At 70.5% G+C, this 20,642-nt stretch carries 29 protein-coding genes; 17 read left to right on the top strand and 12 right to left on the bottom strand.

What is annotated here, in order from left to right; genetic code table 11:
• Positions 1-117: 117 nt before the first annotated feature.
• A complete protein-coding gene (locus tag CJZ98_RS18450) occupies positions 118-1,179 on the bottom strand; it encodes a hypothetical protein (protein WP_157911015.1) in 1,062 nt (353 codons plus the stop codon).
• Between the two features lie 81 nt (positions 1,180-1,260).
• Here CJZ98_RS18450 and CJZ98_RS14470 point away from each other — a divergent pair, with 81 nt between their 5' ends.
• The 4 genes from CJZ98_RS14470 to CJZ98_RS14455 all read left to right on the top strand — a co-directional run bounded on the left by CJZ98_RS14470 (position 1,261) and on the right by CJZ98_RS14455 (position 4,235).
• The gene (locus tag CJZ98_RS14470) at positions 1,261-2,025 is read left to right on the top strand and encodes a TerC family protein (protein WP_094591834.1); all 765 of its coding nucleotides are present in this window, start codon (positions 1,261-1,263) and stop codon (positions 2,023-2,025) included.
• A gap of 3 nt (positions 2,026-2,028) precedes the next feature.
• Positions 2,029-2,367 carry a DUF6464 family protein gene (locus tag CJZ98_RS14465; protein WP_094591833.1) on the top strand — a complete coding sequence of 113 codons (339 nt, stop codon included), beginning with the start codon at positions 2,029-2,031 and terminating at the stop codon, positions 2,365-2,367.
• Positions 2,327-2,662 carry a hypothetical protein gene (locus CJZ98_RS14460; protein ID WP_232756496.1) on the top strand — a complete coding sequence of 112 codons (336 nt, stop codon included), beginning with the start codon at positions 2,327-2,329 and terminating at the stop codon, positions 2,660-2,662. Before CJZ98_RS14465 ends, CJZ98_RS14460 begins: the two co-directional genes overlap by 41 nt.
• Positions 2,663-2,972: 310 nt before the next feature.
• Positions 2,973-4,235 (top strand): DEAD/DEAH box helicase, encoded by a 1,263-nt coding sequence (locus tag CJZ98_RS14455; protein WP_255082655.1) that lies wholly within the window; start codon positions 2,973-2,975, stop codon positions 4,233-4,235.
• Between the two features lie 16 nt (positions 4,236-4,251).
• On the opposite strand, the gene CJZ98_RS14450 is transcribed toward CJZ98_RS14455, so the two are convergent.
• Genes CJZ98_RS14450 through CJZ98_RS14440 form a run of 3 tightly spaced genes read right to left on the bottom strand, consistent with a single transcriptional unit; the run spans position 4,252 to position 5,476 of the window.
• Positions 4,252-4,719, bottom strand: a complete 468-nt coding sequence (locus CJZ98_RS14450) for a hypothetical protein (RefSeq protein ID WP_094591831.1) — start codon at positions 4,717-4,719, stop codon at positions 4,252-4,254.
• 1 nt (position 4,720) lies between these two features.
• Complete coding sequence (locus tag CJZ98_RS14445; RefSeq protein WP_094591830.1) at positions 4,721-5,227, bottom strand: pentapeptide repeat-containing protein; 507 nt, start codon at positions 5,225-5,227, stop codon at positions 4,721-4,723.
• A 24-nt stretch (positions 5,228-5,251) separates the two neighbouring features.
• Positions 5,252-5,476 (bottom strand): hypothetical protein, encoded by a 225-nt coding sequence (locus CJZ98_RS14440; protein ID WP_094591829.1) that lies wholly within the window; start codon positions 5,474-5,476, stop codon positions 5,252-5,254.
• Between the two features lie 110 nt (positions 5,477-5,586).
• Between CJZ98_RS14440 and CJZ98_RS14435 the strand changes: the two genes are divergently transcribed.
• Positions 5,587-5,952, top strand: coding sequence for a YraN family protein (locus tag CJZ98_RS14435; protein WP_094591828.1), 366 nt, complete (start codon positions 5,587-5,589; stop codon positions 5,950-5,952).
• A gap of 12 nt (positions 5,953-5,964) precedes the next feature.
• Here the strand turns inward: CJZ98_RS14435 and CJZ98_RS14430 are convergent, their stop codons facing one another.
• On the bottom strand, positions 5,965-6,300 hold the full coding sequence (locus CJZ98_RS14430; RefSeq protein WP_198537835.1) for a hypothetical protein: 336 nt from the start codon (positions 6,298-6,300) through the stop codon (positions 5,965-5,967).
• A gap of 204 nt (positions 6,301-6,504) precedes the next feature.
• Here CJZ98_RS14430 and rsmA point away from each other — a divergent pair, with 204 nt between their 5' ends.
• From rsmA to CJZ98_RS14395, 7 genes are all read left to right on the top strand, one after another.
• Positions 6,505-7,335, top strand: coding sequence for a 16S rRNA (adenine(1518)-N(6)/adenine(1519)-N(6))-dimethyltransferase RsmA (gene rsmA / locus CJZ98_RS14425; RefSeq protein WP_094591827.1), 831 nt, complete (start codon positions 6,505-6,507; stop codon positions 7,333-7,335).
• Between the two features lie 11 nt (positions 7,336-7,346).
• Positions 7,347-8,279 carry a 4-(cytidine 5'-diphospho)-2-C-methyl-D-erythritol kinase gene (ispE, locus tag CJZ98_RS14420; RefSeq protein WP_094591838.1) on the top strand — a complete coding sequence of 311 codons (933 nt, stop codon included), beginning with the start codon at positions 7,347-7,349 and terminating at the stop codon, positions 8,277-8,279.
• 130 nt (positions 8,280-8,409) lie between these two features.
• The gene (locus tag CJZ98_RS14415; protein WP_094591837.1) at positions 8,410-8,712 is read left to right on the top strand and encodes a DUF3082 domain-containing protein; all 303 of its coding nucleotides are present in this window, start codon (positions 8,410-8,412) and stop codon (positions 8,710-8,712) included.
• 218 nt (positions 8,713-8,930) lie between these two features.
• Positions 8,931-9,914, top strand: a complete 984-nt coding sequence (locus CJZ98_RS14410) for a pyruvate dehydrogenase complex E1 component subunit beta (protein ID WP_094591826.1) — start codon at positions 8,931-8,933, stop codon at positions 9,912-9,914.
• 1 nt (position 9,915) lies between these two features.
• Entirely contained in the window at positions 9,916-11,415 is a 1,500-nt protein-coding gene (gene secD / locus CJZ98_RS14405; protein ID WP_094591825.1) for a protein translocase subunit SecD, read from the top strand.
• On the top strand, positions 11,415-12,407 hold the full coding sequence (gene secF / locus CJZ98_RS14400) for a protein translocase subunit SecF (RefSeq protein WP_094591824.1): 993 nt from the start codon (positions 11,415-11,417) through the stop codon (positions 12,405-12,407). Before secD ends, secF begins: the two co-directional genes overlap by 1 nt.
• Complete coding sequence (locus tag CJZ98_RS14395) at positions 12,407-12,601, top strand: hypothetical protein (protein WP_094591823.1); 195 nt, start codon at positions 12,407-12,409, stop codon at positions 12,599-12,601. The genes secF and CJZ98_RS14395 overlap by 1 nt, the downstream gene beginning before the upstream one ends.
• Positions 12,602-12,618: 17 nt before the next feature.
• Here CJZ98_RS14395 and CJZ98_RS14390 read toward each other — a convergent pair whose 3' ends face one another.
• The 4 genes from CJZ98_RS14390 to mnmH are packed head-to-tail and all read right to left on the bottom strand — an operon-like array spanning position 12,619 to position 16,243.
• Positions 12,619-13,617 (bottom strand): AI-2E family transporter, encoded by a 999-nt coding sequence (locus tag CJZ98_RS14390; protein WP_094591822.1) that lies wholly within the window; start codon positions 13,615-13,617, stop codon positions 12,619-12,621.
• A gap of 13 nt (positions 13,618-13,630) precedes the next feature.
• Complete coding sequence (locus CJZ98_RS14385; RefSeq protein WP_094591821.1) at positions 13,631-14,698, bottom strand: AI-2E family transporter; 1,068 nt, start codon at positions 14,696-14,698, stop codon at positions 13,631-13,633.
• A 7-nt stretch (positions 14,699-14,705) separates the two neighbouring features.
• Entirely contained in the window at positions 14,706-15,080 is a 375-nt protein-coding gene (psb28, locus tag CJZ98_RS14380; protein WP_094591820.1) for a photosystem II reaction center protein Psb28, read from the bottom strand.
• Between the two features lie 23 nt (positions 15,081-15,103).
• Positions 15,104-16,243 (bottom strand): tRNA 2-selenouridine(34) synthase MnmH, encoded by a 1,140-nt coding sequence (mnmH, locus tag CJZ98_RS14375; RefSeq protein WP_094591819.1) that lies wholly within the window; start codon positions 16,241-16,243, stop codon positions 15,104-15,106.
• Between the two features lie 69 nt (positions 16,244-16,312).
• Here mnmH and CJZ98_RS14370 point away from each other — a divergent pair, with 69 nt between their 5' ends.
• Together CJZ98_RS14370 and CJZ98_RS14365 are read left to right on the top strand one after the other, a co-directional pair.
• Entirely contained in the window at positions 16,313-17,101 is a 789-nt protein-coding gene (locus tag CJZ98_RS14370) for a GUN4 domain-containing protein (protein ID WP_094591818.1), read from the top strand.
• Between the two features lie 68 nt (positions 17,102-17,169).
• Positions 17,170-17,571: an ATP-binding protein gene (locus tag CJZ98_RS14365; protein ID WP_094591817.1), complete on the top strand. Its 402-nt coding sequence runs from the start codon at positions 17,170-17,172 to the stop codon at positions 17,569-17,571.
• Position 17,572: 1 nt separating this feature from the next.
• Here the strand turns inward: CJZ98_RS14365 and CJZ98_RS14360 are convergent, their stop codons facing one another.
• Complete coding sequence (locus CJZ98_RS14360) at positions 17,573-17,914, bottom strand: DUF6439 family protein (RefSeq protein ID WP_315855816.1); 342 nt, start codon at positions 17,912-17,914, stop codon at positions 17,573-17,575.
• A 54-nt stretch (positions 17,915-17,968) separates the two neighbouring features.
• Between CJZ98_RS14360 and CJZ98_RS14355 the strand changes: the two genes are divergently transcribed.
• Positions 17,969-18,241: a hypothetical protein gene (locus CJZ98_RS14355; protein WP_094591816.1), complete on the top strand. Its 273-nt coding sequence runs from the start codon at positions 17,969-17,971 to the stop codon at positions 18,239-18,241.
• Here the strand turns inward: CJZ98_RS14355 and CJZ98_RS14350 are convergent.
• Together CJZ98_RS14350 and CJZ98_RS14345 are read right to left on the bottom strand one after the other, a co-directional pair.
• Positions 18,231-18,533 carry a copper-binding protein gene (locus CJZ98_RS14350; protein WP_094591815.1) on the bottom strand — a complete coding sequence of 101 codons (303 nt, stop codon included), beginning with the start codon at positions 18,531-18,533 and terminating at the stop codon, positions 18,231-18,233. The two genes, CJZ98_RS14355 and CJZ98_RS14350, sit on opposite strands and share 11 nt — an antisense overlap.
• A gap of 59 nt (positions 18,534-18,592) precedes the next feature.
• Positions 18,593-19,651, bottom strand: coding sequence for a class I SAM-dependent methyltransferase (locus tag CJZ98_RS14345; protein ID WP_094591814.1), 1,059 nt, complete (start codon positions 19,649-19,651; stop codon positions 18,593-18,595).
• 277 nt (positions 19,652-19,928) lie between these two features.
• Between CJZ98_RS14345 and CJZ98_RS14340 the strand changes: the two genes are divergently transcribed.
• A complete protein-coding gene (locus CJZ98_RS14340; RefSeq protein WP_094591813.1) occupies positions 19,929-20,168 on the top strand; it encodes a hypothetical protein in 240 nt (79 codons plus the stop codon).
• 101 nt (positions 20,169-20,269) lie between these two features.
• Positions 20,270-20,482: a hypothetical protein gene (locus CJZ98_RS14335; RefSeq protein ID WP_094591812.1), complete on the top strand. Its 213-nt coding sequence runs from the start codon at positions 20,270-20,272 to the stop codon at positions 20,480-20,482.
• The last annotated feature ends 160 nt before the right edge of the window (positions 20,483-20,642 follow it).

The following is a 20,642-nucleotide window of genomic DNA, read 5'->3' as shown; positions in this document are numbered from 1 at the left end:
CGCCCCCGAATTGCTGATCAAGAGCCCCAGATGACAGGTACCGGCCACGGCAGGAGCGGCAACAGCAATGCGGCGCGGGTCTGGGCGGCTATTTCAGAAGCCTCCTAGGAACAGGTGCTAGCCCGGGCCCAGCCGCAGCCCGGGCCCACCCGGGGCCGCGCCAGGCCCCGGGGTCTGCGGCAGCACAACCGCCTGGGGCGGAGTCAGCGGTTCTGCATGGGACAGCAGTTCGCTCTCCAGCAGCATGTTGAAGTGCAGGAGCTGCTCGTCGCTGAGCTGCTGGCGGCTGGCCAGCTGGAACTGCTCCTCCAGGAAGCGACGCCCCCGGGCCGCATCCCAGCCCAGCTGGGCCAGCAGCAGGTCGCACTGGCCGAGCAGCTCACTGCGGCGCAGGGGCACCGGCGCGCGGGCCGGATCGGTCCCAGGGGCGAACTGGCTCACGGACTGGAGGTAGGCACTGAGGTCGCGGTAGGTGGTGAGCCGGGAGCGGCTGGGGTGGCCGAAGGCCCGCTCCAGATAGGTGGCCTCCTCCTCCCGCTGCCAGCCGATGCGCAGCAGCTGCAGGTCGAGAGCAGCGAGTTCGTCGCTCCAGTCGTCGGGGTCCGCCGGGGGCGGCTCCGGTGGGGGGGGAGCCATGGCCGTCGGGGCGGGTGCCGAAGGGGGGGACGGAGGCTGCGCAGCTGGGGCCAGTCCAGCCGAGGGGGGCGCAGGGGCCTGGGGGCGCAGATCCAGGCTGGGTTGCTGCGCCGCAGCGGCCGCCGGAGCCGGAGCCGGAGCCGGAGCCGGAGCCGGAGCCGAGGGCAGCGTGCCAGCGCCCTCGTCCAGAGCGGCCCGGCGGGGGGACGCCGTTACGAAGCTCGCGGCCGCCCCCGACACCGACGCGGCTGCGGCCGCTGGAGCCGATCCAGGCGCTCCAGGAGCCGTCCAAGCCCCAGGCCGAGGCACCCCCGAACCGTTCGGGGAATCCCTGCGTCCCATCGGCGCCGCATCCGAGCCGGCTGGGGCTCCAGGCTGACGCTCCAGCCGCTCCACCAGCCGGGCCAGGGCCCGCTCCTCCGCCTGCTCGGCGTCGCCGGCCTCCCCCAGGGCACTGCCCAGACACTCGCCTCCCTGCCAGGCGCTCACCTGTACCACCCGCAGTCCGGAGTCGGCGTGCACCAGTCGGGCCCGGAGCTGCATCGCTGGGGCGTTCCCCGTGAAACACCTTCCTAGAGTGGCTCCTGCCCCGATCCGCTGCAGGGTCTCCACCGCAGGTTTTGCATGGAAGCGGAGTCGATCCCCTCCCTCTCGCCCCTGATCCAGAGCGCCGACCAGTGGGGGGAGGTGCTGCTGCTGCTGCCCCTGCTCGTGGCCCTGGAGGCCGTGCTCTCGGCCGACAACGCCATTGCCCTGGCGGCCATCTCCCGCGGCCTCAAGGACCCCGCCCAACAGAGCCGGGCCCTCAACCTCGGCCTGGCCCTGGCCCTGGCGTTCCGGCTGGTGCTGATCGCCGCCGCCAGCTGGGTGCTGGATTTCTGGCCCCTGCAACTGGCCGCGGCGGCCTATCTGCTGTGGCTGTGCGGCTCCAACCTGCTGCCCCTGTTCAACGAGGAGGATGGGGAAGAGGCCAGCACGCTGGGATCGGACGGCCATCCAGCACACCACCACCATCCCCACCACCACCGCAGCCTGGGGGCGGTGGTGGCCACCCTGGCCTTCACCGACCTGGCCTTCTCGGTCGACAGCGTGGCCGCAGCCGTGGCCGTGAGCGACAACCTGCTGTTGGTGATGGCGGGCGGTGTGATCGGGGTCGTCGCCCTGCGGCTCACCTCGGCCCTGTTCATCCGCTGGCTTGCCGTGTTCCGGCGCCTGGAGACCGCCGGCTACCTGGCGGTAGGGCTTGTGGGGGTAAGGCTGCTGCTGCGGCTGGCGGCTCCCCAGCTGGTGCCGCCCGAGTGGGGCCTGCTGCTGATCGTGGCGGCCCTGTTCGCCTGGGGCTTCTCCGAGCGCCGGCCCGAGCCGACGCCGGGCGAGATCAGCCCCTGAACCATGCGAGTGGAGTTGCGTCAGGCCGGCAGCGACCGACTGCTCGATCGCCTCGATCTTGAGGAGGTACCCCATCCCGGCCGCTGGCTGGTGGTGGGGGACCGCAGCTTTCTGGTCCTGCAGCGCCACCACCGCTACCAGCTGAAGGCCGGCCGCTACGAACTGACCAGCGTGGCCCTGCAGGTGAAGCCCCAGGTACGGCCGGCCGATGCCCGCTGGTGGCAGGACCGCTGGGTGATCGGCGATCCCAACTGCCGCTTCAATGCCCGCAGCCCCCTGCTGCGCTGCGCCGTGCTGCCCGATGGACCCTGCGAACGCTGTGCCCACCACCAACCCCTCTGAGCCGCTGCGCCAGCCCAACCAGGCGGCGTGGCTGCGGGCCCGGCTGCTGGAGTTCCTCAAGTTCCGGGTGCTGGCGGCCCAGGAGCGCTTCTTCACCGACCTGCAGCTGGACTCAGGCAGCAGCGGCGGGACAGGCGCAGTGGGGGCGGGGACGCCTGCAGGGCAGCTGGATCTCACGCGCTTCCGGCGCTGGCTGCGGGAGGCCGGCTGGAGCGAAGCCCTCGCCCTGGCGGACGCCGACCTGGCCCTTGTGCTGGAGCAGGCCCGCGCGCTCTACACCGAAGATCGGGCCTGAGGCCAGCAGGCCCTGAAGGCCAGTAGCGGGCGGTACGCCGGGCCCCTCCTAGGCTGGGGTGATCCCCCTGCCGGTGACTCCGATTTCCCTGCCCACCAACCCCGCTCCGGGTCAGGAGCAGCGCACGCGGCCCCGGGGCGGCCGCCGCAGTCCCTCCCGTCCCCAGCCGGTTGCGGCCAGCCCATCGGGCCCCGGATCGAACCCCACCCCGGACGCCACCCCCAGCACCCGCATCCCCGTTCACTTCGCGCCGGAGCTACACGACTCGGCCTTCGCGGCCCTGGGGCTGGGTCTGCCGATCGTGCAGGCGGTGGTGGAGAAGGGCTACACCACGCCCTCCCCTATTCAGCAGCAGTGCATCCCGGCGGTGCTGGCCGGCCACGACGTGATGGCCGCCGCCCAGACCGGCACCGGCAAGACCGCCGGCTTCACCCTGCCGATGCTGGAGCGGCTGCGCCACGGCCCCCACGCCCGCAACAACGTGGTGCGGGCCCTGGTGCTCACCCCCACCCGCGAGCTGGCGGCCCAGGTGTGCGAGAGCGTGGCTGTCTACGGCAGATACCTCGATCTGCGCTCCGACGTGGTATTCGGCGGGGTGAAGATCAACCCGCAGATGCAGCGGCTGCGCCGTGGCGCCGACGTGCTGGTGGCCACCCCCGGCCGGCTGATGGACCTGGCCCAGCAGAACGCCGTGAAGCTGGATCGGGTCGAAATCCTGGTGCTTGATGAAGCCGACCGCATGCTCGACATGGGCTTCATCCGCGACATCCAGAAGATCCTGGCCCTGCTGCCAGCCAAGCGCCAGAACCTGCTGTTCTCGGCCACCTTCGAGGCCTCGATCAGGCGCCTGGCCACGGGCCTGCTGCACAACCCGGTGCAGCTGCAGGCCACCCCGGAAAACCGCACGGCCACCACGGTGGAGCACGTGCTCCACCCCTGCGACATGGCCCGCAAGCCGGAGCTGCTCTGCCACCTGATCCAGAGCAACGACTGGCAGCAGGTGCTGGTGTTCTCACGCACCAAGCACGGCGCCAACCGCCTGGCCGACCGCCTCAGCCAGGAGGGCATCAACGCGGCCGCCATCCACGGCAACAAGAGCCAGGGGGCCCGCACCCGGGCCCTGGCCGGCTTCAAGAGCGGCGAGGTGCGGGTGCTGGTGGCCACCGATATCGCCGCCCGCGGCATCGACATCCACCAGCTGCCCCACGTGGTGAACCTGGATCTGCCCAACCAGGCCGAGGACTACGTGCACCGCATCGGCCGCACCGGTCGGGCCGGCCACAGCGGCCATGCGGTGTCGCTGGTGGCGGCCGAGGAACATGAACTGCTGCGGGCCATTGAGCGGATGATCGGCAACCCCCTGCCGCAGCAGCCCGTGCCGGGCTATGAACCCACGATCCTCTCGGCCCCGCCGCTGGACCTCAGTGGCGGCCGCGGTCGCGGCGGATCCCGGGGTGGCGGTGGCCGTCCCGGTGCCGGCGCCCGCGGGGGCCGCAGTAGCGGCAGCAGCCGCGACCTGAGCGGGCCCCGCGCCACAGCCGCCGCCGGGCCTGGCCGCTCCCGCCGGCGCTGAACCCCGGCGCCGGGGATCAGTCGTCCCCCTCACCTTCCAGCAGCAGTTGCTGGAAGGTGGAATAGAGCTCCAGTTCCTGATCGCTGCTGGGCTTGGGCCGCTTGGGGTTCGCCCGCAGACTGCCCTGGCGGGCGGCAGCGCGTTGGTCGGTGGCCTGACCGGATGAGGTAGCGGGAGCGGCGCGGGAGCCCAGCTGGGCCCCGGCCTGTTGCCGCAGGGCCTGACGCTGCCGCTCGCGCTCCCCTTGGCGCCGCTCCTCCTCGGCGCTGCGCAGGCGATCCAGTAGGTGCGGCGGCACCGTGCCGTCTGGGCTCACCTTGATCAGCTCATGGAAGAGGGCCTCGGGATCCGTCTCGGTCTCGACCCTGTGGCGCTGTTCCGTGGCCCGGGTGGCCGGCTTGGGGGCCTCGGGATTGGGCAGGGGCTTGGGCAGGCTGCGGCCCAGTTGCTGCAGCCGCTCCAGGCTGCGGGCGTCGAAGCTCATCTCAGGGACAGCCGAGGGTATCGCGGGTGACCCGGCCAGTCACCGGGTTTGTGCCGGTGGCCGCGGCGCAGAGGGTCTTGAGGGCATCACCGCGCAGGGGAACGTTGGTGAAGTCGGCCCCGGCGATCACCACGTCCCGGAATTTGGTGTTGAAGGCAAAGGCGTTCTCCAGCACGGCGTCGCTCAAATCCGCTCCTTCGAAGATGGCGGAATCCAGGGTCGCGTCGCGCAGGTCGGCACCGCGGAAGGTGGTGTCCTGGAGCTTGGCGCCGAACAGGCTGGCGCCACGCAGGTCAGCGCCGTTGAAATCGGCTTCCCGCAGGTTGGTGAGGTTGAAGGTCACCCCCCGCAGGTCGGCGTCGGCGAAATCGTGGCCGATCAGCACCTGCTTGGCGTAGTCCATGGCGGCAAGCACCGGCGACGCCAGGCCCAGCAGGGCTACCAGGCAACCGATCAGACCCGCCAGGAACCACGCCCGGCGCCGGGGGGTGAGCGGGGGCCGAGGCATGGACGCAGCGCAACTGGGCCAACCCTAGGGGGAGCGGCCGGCTCCGCCGCGCTCGTCCGGTGCTGAGCCTTGCCGCTGCCCGGCAAGCAGCCGCCAGGCCAGAAAGGGCTCCACGCCCCGCTCGCACAGCTCGATCCAGGGGCGCAGGTGGCCGAGCCAGTCGTCCGGCCTGACGGCGATGGCCCGGGCCTGGGAGCTGGCTGCGGGGGGCAGGGGCCTGTACAGGGGTTGCAGCTGGTGTTCTGCCATGGCTCGGACGGCGGACCCTGGCAGGGTTCCCTCAACGGACCCACCAAGCGCGCCCGCTGGGGCGTCGACCGAGCTCGCCGCGGGAACGCTCGGGGACGTGCTGCCGATCCATGGTCCCTACCAACCGCCAGCGCCAGGGAGCCTGGGCCGAGCAGCGGGCCCTGCGGCTCTTGCGCGACCGGGGCTGGGGCCTGCTGGAGCACAACTGGCACTGCCGCTACGGCGAACTCGACCTGCTGATGAGCAAGGAACCGGGCCGGCTGCTGCTGGTGGAAGTGAAGGCCCGACGCCGCTGTGGACCCGACGGCTGGGGCGTGGCGGCCCTGGATCACGGCAAGCGCCGACGGCTGCGGCTCAGCTGGCAGTGCTGGCTGGCGGAGCACCCGCGCTGGCACAGCTCCAGCGTGGAGCTGGTGCTGGCGCTGGTGCCCCTGCCGCCGGCCTGTGGCCCAGTGCGCTGGCACCGCTGGAGTTAGGGCGGGCCCGGCTCAGGGCTGGCCTGATGCGGGAGCCGGCGCGGGGGACCCAGCGGCGCCGGGGCCAACCGGCGACTCGCTGTACTCCACGGTGCAGATGTAGCGGTAGTTGCCGATGCCCACGTTCACCTCATCGCAGCTGGTGCCCGTGACCGTTGCGCCCTTGGGCACCTGCTGCATCGCCCGCTCGATGGCGTTGGCCTTGCCCCATGTGGACTGGGAGGTCACAGAGCCGGCTCGGGCGGGAGCGCCATCAGCGAGGAGCACCAGCAGCAGAGCGGAGTGCAACAGAGCGGCGATGGGCAGAAGGCCGGGTGTGGGAAACCAGGGGCGGGCACGGAAGAGCATGGGCCGATGCCAACGACCCCAGGTGTATGCGCGGAAGCGCTCCTGGGCAAGTGGTTCCTGGCCGCCGCCAGCCCCGCCCGATGCTCCCAGCCTCCAGCGCGCCAGTTCTCCCAAGGCAAAACGGCTATGGGCTCAACGGCGGGGTGGGGCTGTGACGGAAGCCGACGCGGCAATCTGGAGCCTGTGCCGCCGCCTGAAACCCCTATGACATTCGCGGCCCACCGCGCCCGCAAGCGCTTCGGCCAGCACTGGCTCAACGACGAGGGGGTGCTGAACCGGATCGTGGCGGCGGCTGAGCTCGGTCCGGCCGACACGGTGCTGGAGGTGGGGCCGGGCCGGGGGGCCCTCACCCAGCGGCTGCTGGCCTCGCCCGCCGCTGCCGTGGCCGCCGTGGAGCTGGACCGGGATCTGGTGGTGGGCCTACGCGAGCGATTCGGCGCCGACCCGCGCTTCTCCCTGCGCGAGGGGGATGTGCTGGCGGTGGATCTGCCCGAGGCCCACAAGGTGGTGGCCAACATCCCTTACAACATCACTGGCCCCCTGCTGGAGCGGTTGGTGGGCCGGCTGGATCGGCCTGCACCGCGGCCCTACGGGCGATTGGTGCTGCTGGTGCAGCAGGAGGTGGGCGAGCGGATCCGCGCCAGGCCCGGCAGCAGCGCCTTCTCGGCCCTGAGCGTGCGCATGCAGCTGCTGGCCAGCTGCCGCACGGTCTGTCCTGTGCCGCCGCGCTGCTTCCAGCCACCGCCGAAGGTGATGAGCGAGGTGGTGCTCCTGGAGCCGCTACGGCCCGAGCAGCTCCTCGACCCAGCCCTGGCGCGCACTGTGGAGCAGCTGCTGCGGCGCTGCTTCGGCGCCCGCCGCAAGATGGTGCGCAACACCCTGCAGGGCCTTTTGCCACCCGATCAGCTGCAGAACCTGGCGGCCGAGGCGGGCATCGGCCTGCAGCAGCGGCCCCAGGAGCTGGCCCCCGAGCGCTGGGTGGCCCTGGCGGCGGGCTTGAATCGGGCCACCGGTGGCGGCCTACCGGCCGCCTGATGTCCCTCCCCATGCCCGAGCTCCGCGTATCGGCCCCGGCCAAGATCAACCTGCACCTGGAGGTGCTGGGCCTGCGTCCCGACGGCTTCCACGAGCTGGCAATGCTGATGCAGACCCTGGATCTGGCCGACACGCTCACCCTCAACCCGAGCGCCGATGGCCGGATCCAGCTCGATTGCGACCGCACCGATCTGCCGCTCGATGGCAGCAACCTGATCGTCAAGGCGGGCGAGATGCTGCGCGCGCGCGCCGGGCTGCCGGAACTGGGGGCCCGCATGCATCTGGAGAAGCGCATCCCCATCGGCGCCGGCCTGGCGGGCGGCTCCAGCAACGGCGCCGCGGCACTGCTGGGGCTCAACGCCCTGTGGGGCTGCGGCTTTGGCGCCGGGGACCTGCAGGCCATGGCCACGGCCCTGGGCTCGGACATGCCCTTCTGCCTCGATGGGGGCACCCAGCTGTGCTTCGGCCGGGGCGAGCGACTCGAACCCGTCGCCATGGCGGCAGCCCCACCCTGGGGCGTCCTGCTGATCAAGCACCCCGCCTCCAGCGTCTCGACGCCCTGGGCCTACGGGCGCTGCCGCGAGCAGCGGGGCTCCACCTACCTGGACAGCGAGCCGGCTTTTGATGCGCGGCGCGAGGCCCTGCGCCGGGGGCCACTGGTCGCTGCCCTGCAGGGCGCGGCGCCCTTACCGCCCATCCGCAACGACCTGCAGACGGTGGTTGAACCGATGGTGGACAGCGTGCGCCAGGGTCTCGCCCTGCTGCGCCAGGCGCCGGGGGCCCTGGCGGTGGCCATGAGCGGGAGCGGGCCCAGCCTGTTCGCCCTCTTCCCCGACCTCGCCGCCGCCGAGCTGGCCCGGGCCGACCTCGCGGCAGAGCTGGCGGCCGCTGGCTTCGAGGCCTGGTGCTGCCGCTGCACCGGCTCGGGTGTCAGCCTGGTCTGAGCCGAGATCCAGCCCCGTGAGCGACGCCAGCGACCCCGCCGTGGACCAGCCCTCAGGCCCATCAGGCGCCGCCGCGCCTGTGGCTGGAACCGACCCTGGACCCACGGTCGCCTCTGAACCCAGCGCCCCCCTGGCGAGCGAGACAGCCAGGCCCCGCAAGGGTCCGCTCAGCTTCCTCTCGGGCTCTCTCACCAGCTTCGGCCTGGGCTGGCTGGCCCTGCAGCTCTCGATTCGGGTGGTGGGCTACTACGCCGAGCACCCACCCCACTACGACGTGCGCTTTGCCCAGAGCATCGCCACCTTCGTCAAGACCCTGGTGGTGGGCATGAGCTTCCTGGCCACCTTCACCTTCGCCTTCGTGGGCCTGGGGCTGTTCGTGACCTTCGTGCGCAGCCTGATGCCGGGCTGGAGACAAGCCGAGGAAACTCCCTAGCCTGCAGGGGCGCTCCCTCCCGCCATGACCGCCCACGACCTGGAACTGCTGGTCCTGCTGCTCTCGCCGGGGATGCTGCTCTCGGTGCTGCTGCTCACCACCTTCGCCGCCGGCGGCTGAGCCGCCGGCCCGGGCCGGCGAAGAGCTGAGATAAGTTGGCCCCACATCTGGCTCAAGCCGGAACAGTCCCCGGCCGCAGCCGGAATCGAACGCAAGCCGTGGCAGAGACGCTTCTCTTCAACGCCCTGCGCGAGGCCATCGACGAGGAGATGGCCCGCGACCCCCATGTGTGCGTCATGGGCGAGGACGTGGGCCAGTACGGCGGCTCCTACAAGGTCACCAAGGACCTCTACGAGAAATACGGCGAACTGCGGGTTCTCGACACCCCGATCGCCGAAAACGCCTTCACCGGCATGGCCGTGGGCGCCGCGATGACGGGCCTCCGCCCGATCGTGGAGGGCATGAACATGGGCTTCCTGCTGCTCGCGTTCAACCAGATCTCCAACAACATGGGGATGCTGCGCTACACCAGCGGCGGCAACTTCACAATCCCCACCGTCGTGCGCGGTCCCGGCGGGGTGGGCCGGCAGCTGGGGGCCGAGCACAGCCAGCGCCTGGAGGCCTACTTCCACGCGGTGCCCGGCATCAAGATCGTGGCGGTGAGCACCCCCACCAACGCCAAGGGCCTGATGAAGGCCGCCATCCGCGACAACAACCCAGTGCTCTTCTTTGAGCACGTGCTGCTCTACAACCTCTCCGAGGACATCCCCGAGGGCGACTACACCTGCGCCCTCGACCAGGCGGATCTGGTGCAAGAAGGCAGCGATGTGACGATCCTCACCTACTCGCGCATGCGCCACCACTGCCTCAAGGCCGTGGAGCAGCTCGAGAAAGAAGGCGTGAGTGTGGAGCTGATCGACCTGATCAGCCTCAAGCCCTTCGACATGGAGACCGTGGCCCGCTCCATCCGCAAGACCCACAAGGTGCTGGTGGTGGAGGAGTGCATGAAGACCGGCGGCATTGGCGCCGAGCTGATCGCGCTGATCACCGAACACTGCTTCGACGACCTCGATGCCCGGCCGGTGCGCCTTTCATCCCAGGACATCCCCACGCCCTACAACGGAACCCTGGAGAACCTGACGATCATCCAGCCCCACCAGATCGTGGACGCCGCCAAGCAACTGCACGCGGGCACGATCTGAGATGGCACGCCAACAGGGGTGGCTCGCCCTGATCCTGGCCCTGGCGATCGCCGCCGGCGCCCTGCTGATGAGCTTCCCGCTCCAGCTCGGCCTCGACCTGCGCGGCGGCAGCCAGCTCACCCTGCAGGTCCTGCCCGCCGGCACCGTGAAGAAGGTGGAGAAGGAGCAGCTGGAGGCCGTGAAGGATGTGCTGGAGCGCCGCATCAACGGCCTGGGGGTGGCCGAATCCACCCTGCAGACCGTGGGCGATGACCAGCTGGTGCTGCAGCTCCCCGGCGAGCAGGACCCCTCCCGCGCCGCCAAGGTGCTCGGCACCACCGCCCTGCTCGAATTCCGCGCCCAGCGGGCCGGCACCGAGCGGGAGATGCAGGGTCTGCTGAGGCTCAAGCGGCAGGCGGAGGCGGTGCTCAACCAACGCCGCACCAGGGTCGCCGCCTCCGTCCAGGGCCAGCCGGAGCCCGCCAAGGCCAGCTTCGCCGCCGAGGACCTGGCGAAGGCCCTCACAGGCCTGGGCATCAGCGTGCCTGAGGGCGCCACAGAAACCGAGCAGCTCGAACTGCTACTGGACGCGGTGAACCGCAAGGTGGTGGCCCTCTATGAGCCGGCCCAGCTGACCGGCAAAGACCTCACCGGGGCTGGCCGCCAGCAGCAACAGACCGGCACCGGCTGGGATGTGACCCTCAGCTTCAACCGCGAAGGCGGCGAGAAGTTTGCGGCCCTCACCCAGGGCATCGCCGGCACGGAGCGGCTGCTCGGCATCGTTCTCGACGGTCGCTCGATCAGCGAGGCCAGTGTGGGGCCCCAGTTCAAGGCGGCCGGCATCACTGGTGGCTCCGCCAGCATCACCGGCAACTTCACACCCGAGGAGGCCCGCGATCTTGAGGTGCAGCTGCGCGGTGGCTCCCTGCCGCTGCCAGTGAAGGTTGTGGAGCAGCGCTCGATCGGCGCCACCCTCGGGGCCGAGAACGTGCGCACCAGCCTGGTGGCGGCCCTCTCGGGCCTGGCCCTGGTGGCCGTGTTCATGGTGGTGGTCTACCGCCTGGCGGGGGCCGTGGCGGTGATCGCCCTCAGCCTCTACGCCCTGTTCAACCTGGCCCTCTATGCCCTGATCCCGGTGACCCTCACCCTGCCGGGCATCGCCGGCTTCATCCTCTCGGTGGGCATGGCAGTGGATGCCAACGTGCTGATCTTCGAGCGGGTCAAAGAGGAGCTGCGGGACGGCAATACCCTGATCCGCTCGATCGACACAGGTTTCTCCCTGGCCTTCTCCTCGATCATCGACGGCCACGTCACGGGCCTGATCAGCTGTGCCGCCCTGTTCATCCTCGGCACGGGCCTCGTCAAGGGCTTCGCCGTGACCCTGGCCATCGGCCTTGTGCTGAGCCTGTTCACCGCCCTCACCTGCACCCGCACACTGCTGCGGCTGCTGATGAGCTATCCGGCCCTGCGCCGCAGCACCTACTTCCTCCCCGCCGCCCAGCTGCCCGGCAGCGCTGCCTGATGACCGCCAGTCCCGATCTGAAGAGCGCCGCCACCCAGGCCGCGCCCAGCCCCCGCTTCCGGATCAGCCGCTACCGCCGCCTGGCCTGGGGCGGCAGTGGCCTGGCCTGCCTGCTCAGTGTGATCGGCCTGGTTCTGAGCTGGCTCAACCCCGCCATCCAGGCGCCTCTGAAGCCGGGGCTGGACTTCACCGGCGGCACCCAGATCCAGATCGAGCGCCAGTGCGAGCGCGGCCGTTGCCCAGCGATCACAGCTCCGCAGGTCCAGCAGCAACTCGCCCGGTTGGACCTGCCGGCCGAAAAGGGCGACAAGGCTCCCAACATCAGCAGCGTGGCGGTGCAGCTGCTCGATCAGGGCCAGTCGATCGTGCTGCGGCTCCCGGCCCTGGGACCAGAACAGACCAGCGTCGTGATCCAGAAGGTGAATGATCTGGCTGGCCCCCTCAACAAGGCGGGCACCTCGGTCGACACCATCGGCCCCACCCTGGGCCTCCAGTTGCTCCAGGGCAGTGTGCTGTCGCTGCTGGTGAGCTTTGCGGCCATCGCCCTCTACATCACCGCCCGCTACGACCGCATCTTCGCCGTTCTGGCCCTGGTGGCCCTGGCCCACGACGTGCTCATCACCTGTGGGGTGTTCGCCTGGCTCGGCCTGATCCTGGGGATCGAAGTGGATTCGCTGTTTGCCGTCTCATTGATCACGGTGGCCGGCTATTCCGTGACCGATACGGTGGTGGTGTTCGACCGAATTCGGGAACAGAAGACGCTCCTCGGCAGTCTGCCGCTTGAGGAGCAGGTGGATGTGGCTGTGGATGCCACCCTCACCCGCTCGCTCTACACCTCCCTCACCACGCTGCTGCCGCTGCTGGCCCTGATCTTCTTCGGCGGCTCCAGCCTGTTCTGGTTTGCGGTGGCGCTCACGATCGGCATCGGGGTGGGGAGCTGGTCCAGCATCGGGGTGGCTCCAACCCTTCTGCCCGTGCTGGCGCGGCGCTGATGGCGGATCGGCCCCGGCGCTTTCCCTGGATCCCGCTGTTGCTGGCCCTGCTGGCCCTGCTGGATCTACGCGCTGAACTGCAGCTTCTGGCCGACCACTTCACCTGGGCCTCGCTTGGCTACATCCCGGGTCAGCATCCCTTGGCCGTGGTGGTGCTGGCCCTGATGCCCTCCCTGGTGCGCCGCTACCGCTAGGCACAGCCGGCATCGGCTCACCAGCGGTCCATGATCTGCTCCACTAGCACCTTCTCGGCCAGCACCTGCAGCACCACCACCAGGGGCAGGGCCAGCAGCACCCCCGGCAGCCCCAGCAGCGCTCCGAGGCAGAGCTGGGCCATCAAGGCCACGGTGGGCAGCAGATGGGCGGTGCGGTTCAACAGGATCGGGGTGAGCAGGAAGGCCTCGCCGTTCTGGAGGATCAGGCGCAGCACGAGCACCTGCACCACCCGCCCCGGCGACACCAGCATCGCCATCGCCAGGGGCAGCAGGGTGGCGACCGTGGGGCCGATCGTGGGCACGAAGGTGAGCACACCGCACACCAGCGCACTCAGCAGGGCCAGGGGCACCTGCAGCAGGGCCAGGCCCGCCCAGGTGAGCACGAACACGGCACTGGCTGAGATCGTCATGCCGGCCAGCCAGCCCCCCAGAGCCTCGCGGCATTCCCGCAGCAGCTCGCCCACCAGGGGGCGGTACTTGCTGGGGGTGGCGGCGATGAGCAGGCGCTGGTGGCTGCGGGGATCGAGGGCCAGCAGGATTGCCAGCAACACCAGCAGCAGCAGCTGAATCGTGCCGTTGGCGGCGCCACCGGCGAAACCGAGCAGCTGGGCCCCCACCGGTTGCAGCTTGTCGAGGGTGGCGAGGCTGAGGATGCGGCTCTCCAGGCTCTGGAGCAGCTTCACATCGCCCACCATCTCGCCCAGCCGGGTGATCAGCACGGGCACCAGCTGGATCAGCTCCTGCACCTGATCCAGCAGTTCGGGGATCAGCAGCTCTCCGAGCTTCCAGCCCCCCAGCAGCAGCACCACCACCACCAGAGCCAGGGCCGCGGTCCGGTTCAGGGGCGTGACCCGGCGCAGCCAGGCCACGGGCACATCCAGGGCCACGGCCAGCACGATGGCGCCGAACAGCACCAGCAGCACCCAGCGCAGCTCCCAGGCCAGCAGCCCGACCACCACAAGGGCCAGCAGGCCCAGCAGGGTGCGGCCGTTCATTGCATCGCTGGCATCACGCGGCCAGTCTGCGCTGCTTCCAGGGATCGAGCACGTCGTGGATCAGCACCTCGCGCAGCAACACCTGCAGACACACCGCCAGGGGTAGGGCCAGGAACAGGCCGAGCGGCCCAAACAGCACGGTGAACACGAACTGGGCAATCAGGGTGAGGCCGGGCAGCAGGTTGACCTGGTGGTGCATCACCGAGGGGGTGATCACGTAGCTCTCCAGGTGCTGCACCACCAGATAGAGCACCAGCACCGCCAGGGCCTTCCACGGGGAGTCGAGCAGGGCCACCGCCATCGGGAACACCGTGCTGAGGGTGGGGCCGATGTTGGGAATGATGTTGAGCAGGCCGGCCAGCAGGGCGTTCGCCACCACCAGCTTCACCCCCAGCAGCGACAGGCCGATCCCCGCCAGCACGGCCACGCACAGAGAACTGATCAGCAGGCCCCCCATCCAGCTGCTGAGGGCTTCGCCGCAGAGCAGCAGCACCGTGCGGAAGCGGCGCCGATAGAAGGAGGGAACCAGCAGCACAGCCACTTCCCGGTAGGCGTGGGGCTGGGCCGTGATCATCAGACTCACCACCAGCACGAACAGCAGCTGGATCAGGCCGCTGCCCAGGCCACCGGCCAGCCCCAGCAGCCGCAGAAGGCCACCCCCCAGCCCAGCGGCCAGGGCGCCGTTCGGCTCGCTGGATGAACCCCAGCCCTGCTGCAGCCACTGCAGGGCCTGCTGGCCGTAGAGCATCTGGCTGACCTGATCGAGGGCCTGGCGCAGACTGCTCTGCAGCAGCGCCGCGGCAGCCGGCAGCTTGCGCAGCAGCTGGGCGAACTGGTCGAGGAAGGGTGGCACCACCGTGGCGCCCACCACCACCAGCAGCACAGCCAGGCCCACCACAGTGAGCAGCAGGGCCAGGGGGCGGCCGCAGCGCAGGCGCTCCCGCACCAGGGCCACCAGGGTGCACAGGGCCATCGCCACCACGATGGCCGCGAACACCAGCAGCAGCACCTCGCGCAGGCTCCACAGCAGCCAGAGCGCGGCCGCTGTGGCGATCAGTCCGAAGGCCTGGCCAAAGCGCATGCCCGCCTCAGGCCTCGGCGTCAGCGGGGGCCTCGCCCTGGTCGCCGCCCGACTGGGCGAAGCCCAGGCCGTTGGTGGTGGCGTAGCGCTCGGCAAAGCGCATGAAGCGCTCGAAATCCTCGGTGGTCTTCCAGGTGTAGGTGGCCTCGAGGGCGGCGGCCTTGCCGTTCACGAAGCGGGCATTCACCTCGCGGGTGACCAGCTGGCCCTCCTCGTCGATGAGATACATGCCGCCGATGTCGCCCAGGGTCTCGGGGGCGAGGGCCTCGGGCTCCTCGAACACGAAGATCGCCTGGCCGGTACGCCCATCGCGGGAGCGGGTCATGCGGATGTCGGGCACCACGGGCTCATCCACGCCACGGAAGAACTGAATCGTGGCCATCGGCTGCCCCGGAAAATCCGATCCTAGGCAGGGCTTGGCTGGACGAGCCCCGCGGCGATCAACTGCTCCGCGGCCTGGTCCGCCGAGCTGAGGCCCAGATCCACACTGCGCCGCAGGCGGTCCTGGTGCGCCGGGCCGGGGCTGTCCTGGCCCGGGCTGCCCTGGCTCTGGAGCACCTGATCCCGGCCGTGCCGATCCTGCCCCTGCTGGCCATGGCGCTCCAGCTCGTGGTCGTAGCAGCGGTCGTAGTAGTCGAGCATCTGGCGGCAGGCGCCGGCCCAGTCGCACTCGGCGATGGCCGCCAGGGCCGCCGCCGTGCGCTGGGGCCCCAGGCGCCGGGCGATGCGGCGTGTGGCCTCGGCCAGCTCCAGCGGATCCTGGGCGCCATAGACCGCCACCAGCTGCCGCAGCCGCTCCTCCAGGGGACGGGCGATCTCCAGCAGGGGCGCCGTCTGCATCTGTCGCCAGATCCCCGCCGGCACGCGGCAGCGGCCCACCTGGGCACTCTCGGCCTCCACCCAGATCTCCCCAGCGGCCTGGCCACAGCCCTGCAGCACGGCCGCAATCCGGTTTTCGTAGTGCTCATTGCTGGGCTGGGGCGGCAGGCCCAGGCCGCCGAAACTGCTGCCGCGGTGATGGGCCAGGCCTTCCAGGTCGAGCACCGCCACACCGCGGCGCTCCAGGGCCAGCAGCAGGTCGGTCTTGCCGGTGCCGGTGCGGCCGCCCAGCAGCCGCAGGGGCCAGGGCCGCACCAGCAGCTCCAGCACCCAGTGGCGGTAGGCCTTGTAGCCGCCCTCCAGCAGCGCCACCGGCAACTCCAGGGTCTGGGCCAGCCAGGCGACGCTGGCCGAGCGCATGCCGCCCCGCCAACAGTGCAACCGCAGGGGCGCCCCATGCGCCTCCTGGCTCCAGCCACTGAGGCTGGCCCCCAGCTCCCCCAGGCGCGGACCCACCAGCTCCAGCCCCAGCTGCACGGCAGCCTGGCGTCCCTGCTGCTTGTAAGCGGTCCCCACGGCCGCCCGGCCCTCATCGCTGAACAGAGGCAGATTGCGCGCGCCGGGGATGTGGCCCTGGGCAAATTCCGCCGGGCTGCGCACGTCCACCACGGGACCGGCACCGGCGAGGAAGGGCTCAATCGCCTGGCGCACCACCAACCCTGCCATCGGCCTCCGCAGCCAGCCTGGCCTGACATAGTGGCCTGACGCTGGCACCGACCAGGCTGGCCCGCCCCCATGCTCTCCGGACCCCCCGTCTCCGCCACGGCCAGCGCCGACCAACTGCTGGAGCGCTTCCTCTCCAGCTCCGCCCGCCAGCGCCGCAGCCTGCTGGCCCAGCTGCAGCAGCGCTCGGCCGAAATCCGTCCCCTGATCCCCGATGCCCTCGACCGGCTGGATGCCACCGGGGACGACTGGGCGGCAGGCAGCCTGATCCACGCGCTGCTTGAACCGGCGACCGGTTCCGGCCTTGGGTCCAGTTCGGCCAACAGTGCCGCATCTGGCGATGGTGCAGCCCCACCCGACGGCCTGGCCGAGGCCTTTCTGCTGCGCCATCCCGAGGGCTGGCTGGCCGTCGGCAGCGCCCGTGGCATCGACTACGCACCCCTGCAGCGCCACCTGATGGCCCAGGAGTACGAGCAGGCCGACCGGATCACCAGCGAGATCCTGCGCCAGCTCGCAGGCCCCGCCGCCGTGCAGCGCGGCTACGTGTATTACAGCGAAGTGCCGCCGATGCCGGCAGTGGACCTGGAGAGCATCGACCGCCTCTGGGTGACCTACTCCCAGGGCCGTTTTGGCTTCTCGGTGCAGCTGCGGCTGCTGCGCAGCCTGGGCGGCCGCTGGGAGCAACTCTGGTCACGGCTCGGCTGGAAGGCCGACGGGGTCTGGACCCGCTACCCGGGCTCCTTCACCTGGGCGATCACGGCCCCGGAAGGGCACCTGCCCCTGGTGAACCAGCTCCGCGGCGTGCGGCTGATGGATGCCCTGCTCTCCCATCCAGCCCTGCAACAGCGGGTGACGGCGTGATCCAGGTCGCCAGGAGCCGCTGGCGGCAGCCTGGGGGGTAGGGTCGAAACCGGTGTTGAACCGGATCCATGACGCTGCGCTGGTCCGACTTCATCACGCCATCCACCCTCCATCTGGCGCCGCTGCTGGAGCTGCTGCTGGAGCCGATCCGCTGCGCCCAGCAGAGCGCCTCGCTGCAGCTGGGCCTGCAGGAGGTGCTGGTGAACGCGGTACGCCACGGCAATGGCAACGATCCGGCCAAGTGCCTGCGGGTGCGGCGCATCATCTCGCCCCGCTGGGTGATCTGGCAGGTACAGGATGAGGGCGATGGCCTGGGGACCCAGGCCCGGGGCCACGCTCTGCCTGAGGCCACCGATTCGGCCTGCGGCCGGGGCCTGTTCCTGATCCATCACTGCTTTGACGACGTGCGCTGGAGCCCGCGCGGAAACCGCGTGCAGGTGGCCACGCGCCGCCAGGCGGGCCGGGCCTGAGCTAGCGACCGTGCTGGGGGCAGCCAGGGTCGCGCAGCTCCCCCTGCAGCCAGGCCAGGGCGTGGGCCGTGAGTTCCGTCGCCGCCTCGCGGGCGGGCGTGGCGGTGGGGGAAGCGGGCGAGTTGGCGGAATCCAGCAGCTGCACCAGGGCGGCGGCCAGCTGTTCGGCCGCACGGCGCTGGGGTTGGCCCTTGAGGGCATGCCACTGGCGATCGCCGATGGCCAGCAGGCGATGCAGGGCCTGGGCCGCGTCCAGGCTGCCTTCAGGCCACTGGGACATCGCCGCGGCGGACTCACGCACGGTGGAGTTGCGCGCGGCTGCGCTGGCGGGGGGGGCGGACACTGGACGGGAGCGACGCGAAGGCCCCATCCTGGCCTGGTGCAGCCGCCCGCTGAGATGCAACAGCCCACGCGATCTCCGCACCGGCCGATCCGCTGGTTGCACCAGCTGGCGGGGCTGATGGCCCAGGTGTCCCAGGCGGAGCGGCTGCGCGACGGGGACGACAGCCTGCGGGCCCGGCGCCTGCGTCAACGCATGGCCTTGGCCCAGCGCCTGTTCGATCCCCTGCCGGCCCCCCTGCGCCCGGGCCGCTGGCAGGAGGAGGTGCTGTGGAAGGCGCTGCGCTGGGGCGGGGCCGGCCTGATCCTGGCGGTGTTTCTCAAGCGCTGACGCGCACCGGCACCAGCTCCGGCGTCACTTCCGCAGCGGCGCCCTCCAGCGGCGGCGGCTCAATCACCGACTGCAGCTGCTGGCCCCGCAGCCAGGCGGTGTGCAGGGAACGGCGGCGGCGATCCTCAGCGAGCACCAGCCGGTCCGCCGCGGTGATCGGACTCTCGCCGGCCATCAGGGGGGTGCGCAGACAGATGCCGAAGCCATGGGCCTCGACCTGCACCGCACCCTCCATGAACACGGTCTGGAAGGTCCAGCCGTCCAGCCACCTGATACTGAAGGGATTCGCCATCGGCGAGGTCACTGCTGGCGGCACCCTATTGGTTGGCGAGGGCGCTGTAAGCCCGCCTGTCAGGGCTTGGTGGCCGTCCAGACCCGCGTCATCAGGTGGGATTCGGCCCGGATCGCGCCGAATCCGGCCGCCTGCAGGCGAGCGTCGATGTCGTCGCCGATGTAGTCGCGGTAGTAGGGCTCATGAAAGACGCGGCGGAAGTTATCCATCGCCGCCTGGAACTGGGGCGAATCGGCCATCTGCACCGAGTCGGCCAGCACAAGCACACCGCCGCTCTCCAGGACCCGGAAGCACTCGTTGAGCACGTTCTGGCGCGCCTCGCCGGGCAGCTCGTGAAACAGGAACACGCAGCTCACGGCCTGCATCGAGCCGCGGGCGAAGGGCATGGCCTCAGCGTTGCCCTGCACCAGCTGGGGCAACTCGTTGGGGAGCTGGCTGAGCCAGCGGTTGGCCTGGCGCAGGTAGGCGGGGGAGAGATCCAGACCGATCAGGCGGGGTTCGGGCAGGGCGCCGCGGATCTGGCGCAGGGTGCGGCCGGTGCCGGTGGCCACATCAAGGATGCGCAGCTGGCTGGCGGGGCGATCGGCGAAGGCACGCAGGCCCTGCACAAGGGGCTTGAGCACGCGTCGACGCATCGGATCGGCGGTGCCGTTAAACAGAATCTCCACCTGCAGGTCGTAGAGCGAGGCCGAGTAGTCACTCAGGTAGCCATCGGTCTGGTGGTGGAAGTTCTGCAGGTAATAGGCGGGGTAGTCGTCGCGGTTGATCTCGGCAGGCAGGTCATCGACCCGGCGCTCGCTGCGGCGACTCCAGGTGGAGGGCATGTCCAACCACACCAGCGGATAACGGCTGGCCCACTCCAGCCAGGGGGCATCGAACAGCAGGCTGGGGGGGTAGAGGCCTTCGACGGACTCCCTCCAGTCCACCTCCAGCAGCCGGCCGTGGGAGGCCTGCAGGGCCGCCAGCGTCTGGGGCGGCACCGGCACTGTCTTGGGCACGGCCCCCGCCGGCGCGAGCAGCTCCATCAGCTTGGTGCTCACCTCCTTGTGGGCCAGGCCCACGAGGCTCTTGCCCTGCTGCAGGGTCTGATACGCCAGCCGGGTCACCGGATCCGCCATGTGTCTGTCTCGCCCCGGGGGGCACGCTCGGCCCATTCCAACCGATCCCCCCTACGGGCTGCGAGTGGGGTTGGCAGGCGGTCAGCCCGGGCCGCAGCAAAGCGGTGAAGAGATCTGTCGGGCTGCCGGGCGCCCAGGCGAGCGGCCCAGAATGGAGGGAACAGCTCAGGCACGGGCCTAAGCCCCGCCCCTGGCACCGGTTTCCCAACGGGTTCTCACTCCAGTCGTTTCACCCTGCAGCCGCCCCTTCAGCGCAGCCCTGTCCCGAGTCCACCCCATGACCCTCCCCCTCAACGCCGCCCTGCAGGATCGGATGGCCGATCCCGAATTCCTGGCCTGGGCCGTGGCCCACCAGCGCGAGCTGCGCCGGCGGAACGCGGGCCTGGCCCAGATCACCACCCATCCCGATCCCCACGCCGGCGGCGACGTTCGGGGCCAGGAGCGGGCCTGGGCGATCCGCCAGGCCCACGAGAAACACCTGCACGACAGCGCCATTGCCCAGATCCGCCACAGCTGAGCGAGCCAGGTGCTGCGGTTAGGGCGCTGCGATTCAGGGGGCGAGCTTCACGCGGCGCAGCTCTGCCGCCATAGTACAGGCGTACACCAACGGACATTGCCATGGCTGTTCCGTCTCCTGTTTCCGCTGAGCCCTGCACGGAAGACTGGCTCTACCTCGATCAGGACGTACTGCAGGCCAGCCGCAACCGCCAGGCCTGCATCACCTGCCACTTGTGCCGCCACCACGCTGGTGCTAGCTGCATCCCCCTGCTCACCTGCCAGCTGCACCGGGGCCTGATCGTGACGTGGACCCCGGAAACCGGTCCAGGGTGAATGAGAGTCCTCATCCGGCCAGACTGGGCCGGGGACTCGACCATGAAACGCACCAGGCACACGGCGGAGCAGATCATCCGCAAGCTCAAAACCGCCGAGCAGCTGATCGCCCAGGGCAAGACCGTGGCCGACGTCTGCCGTGTCATCGAGGTGACGCAGC

The organism is Vulcanococcus limneticus LL (assembly GCF_002252705.1).
Classification (GTDB): Bacteria; Cyanobacteriota; Cyanobacteriia; order PCC-6307; family Cyanobiaceae; genus Vulcanococcus; species Vulcanococcus limneticus.
This window is presented reverse-complemented; position numbering and strand designations above follow the sequence as displayed.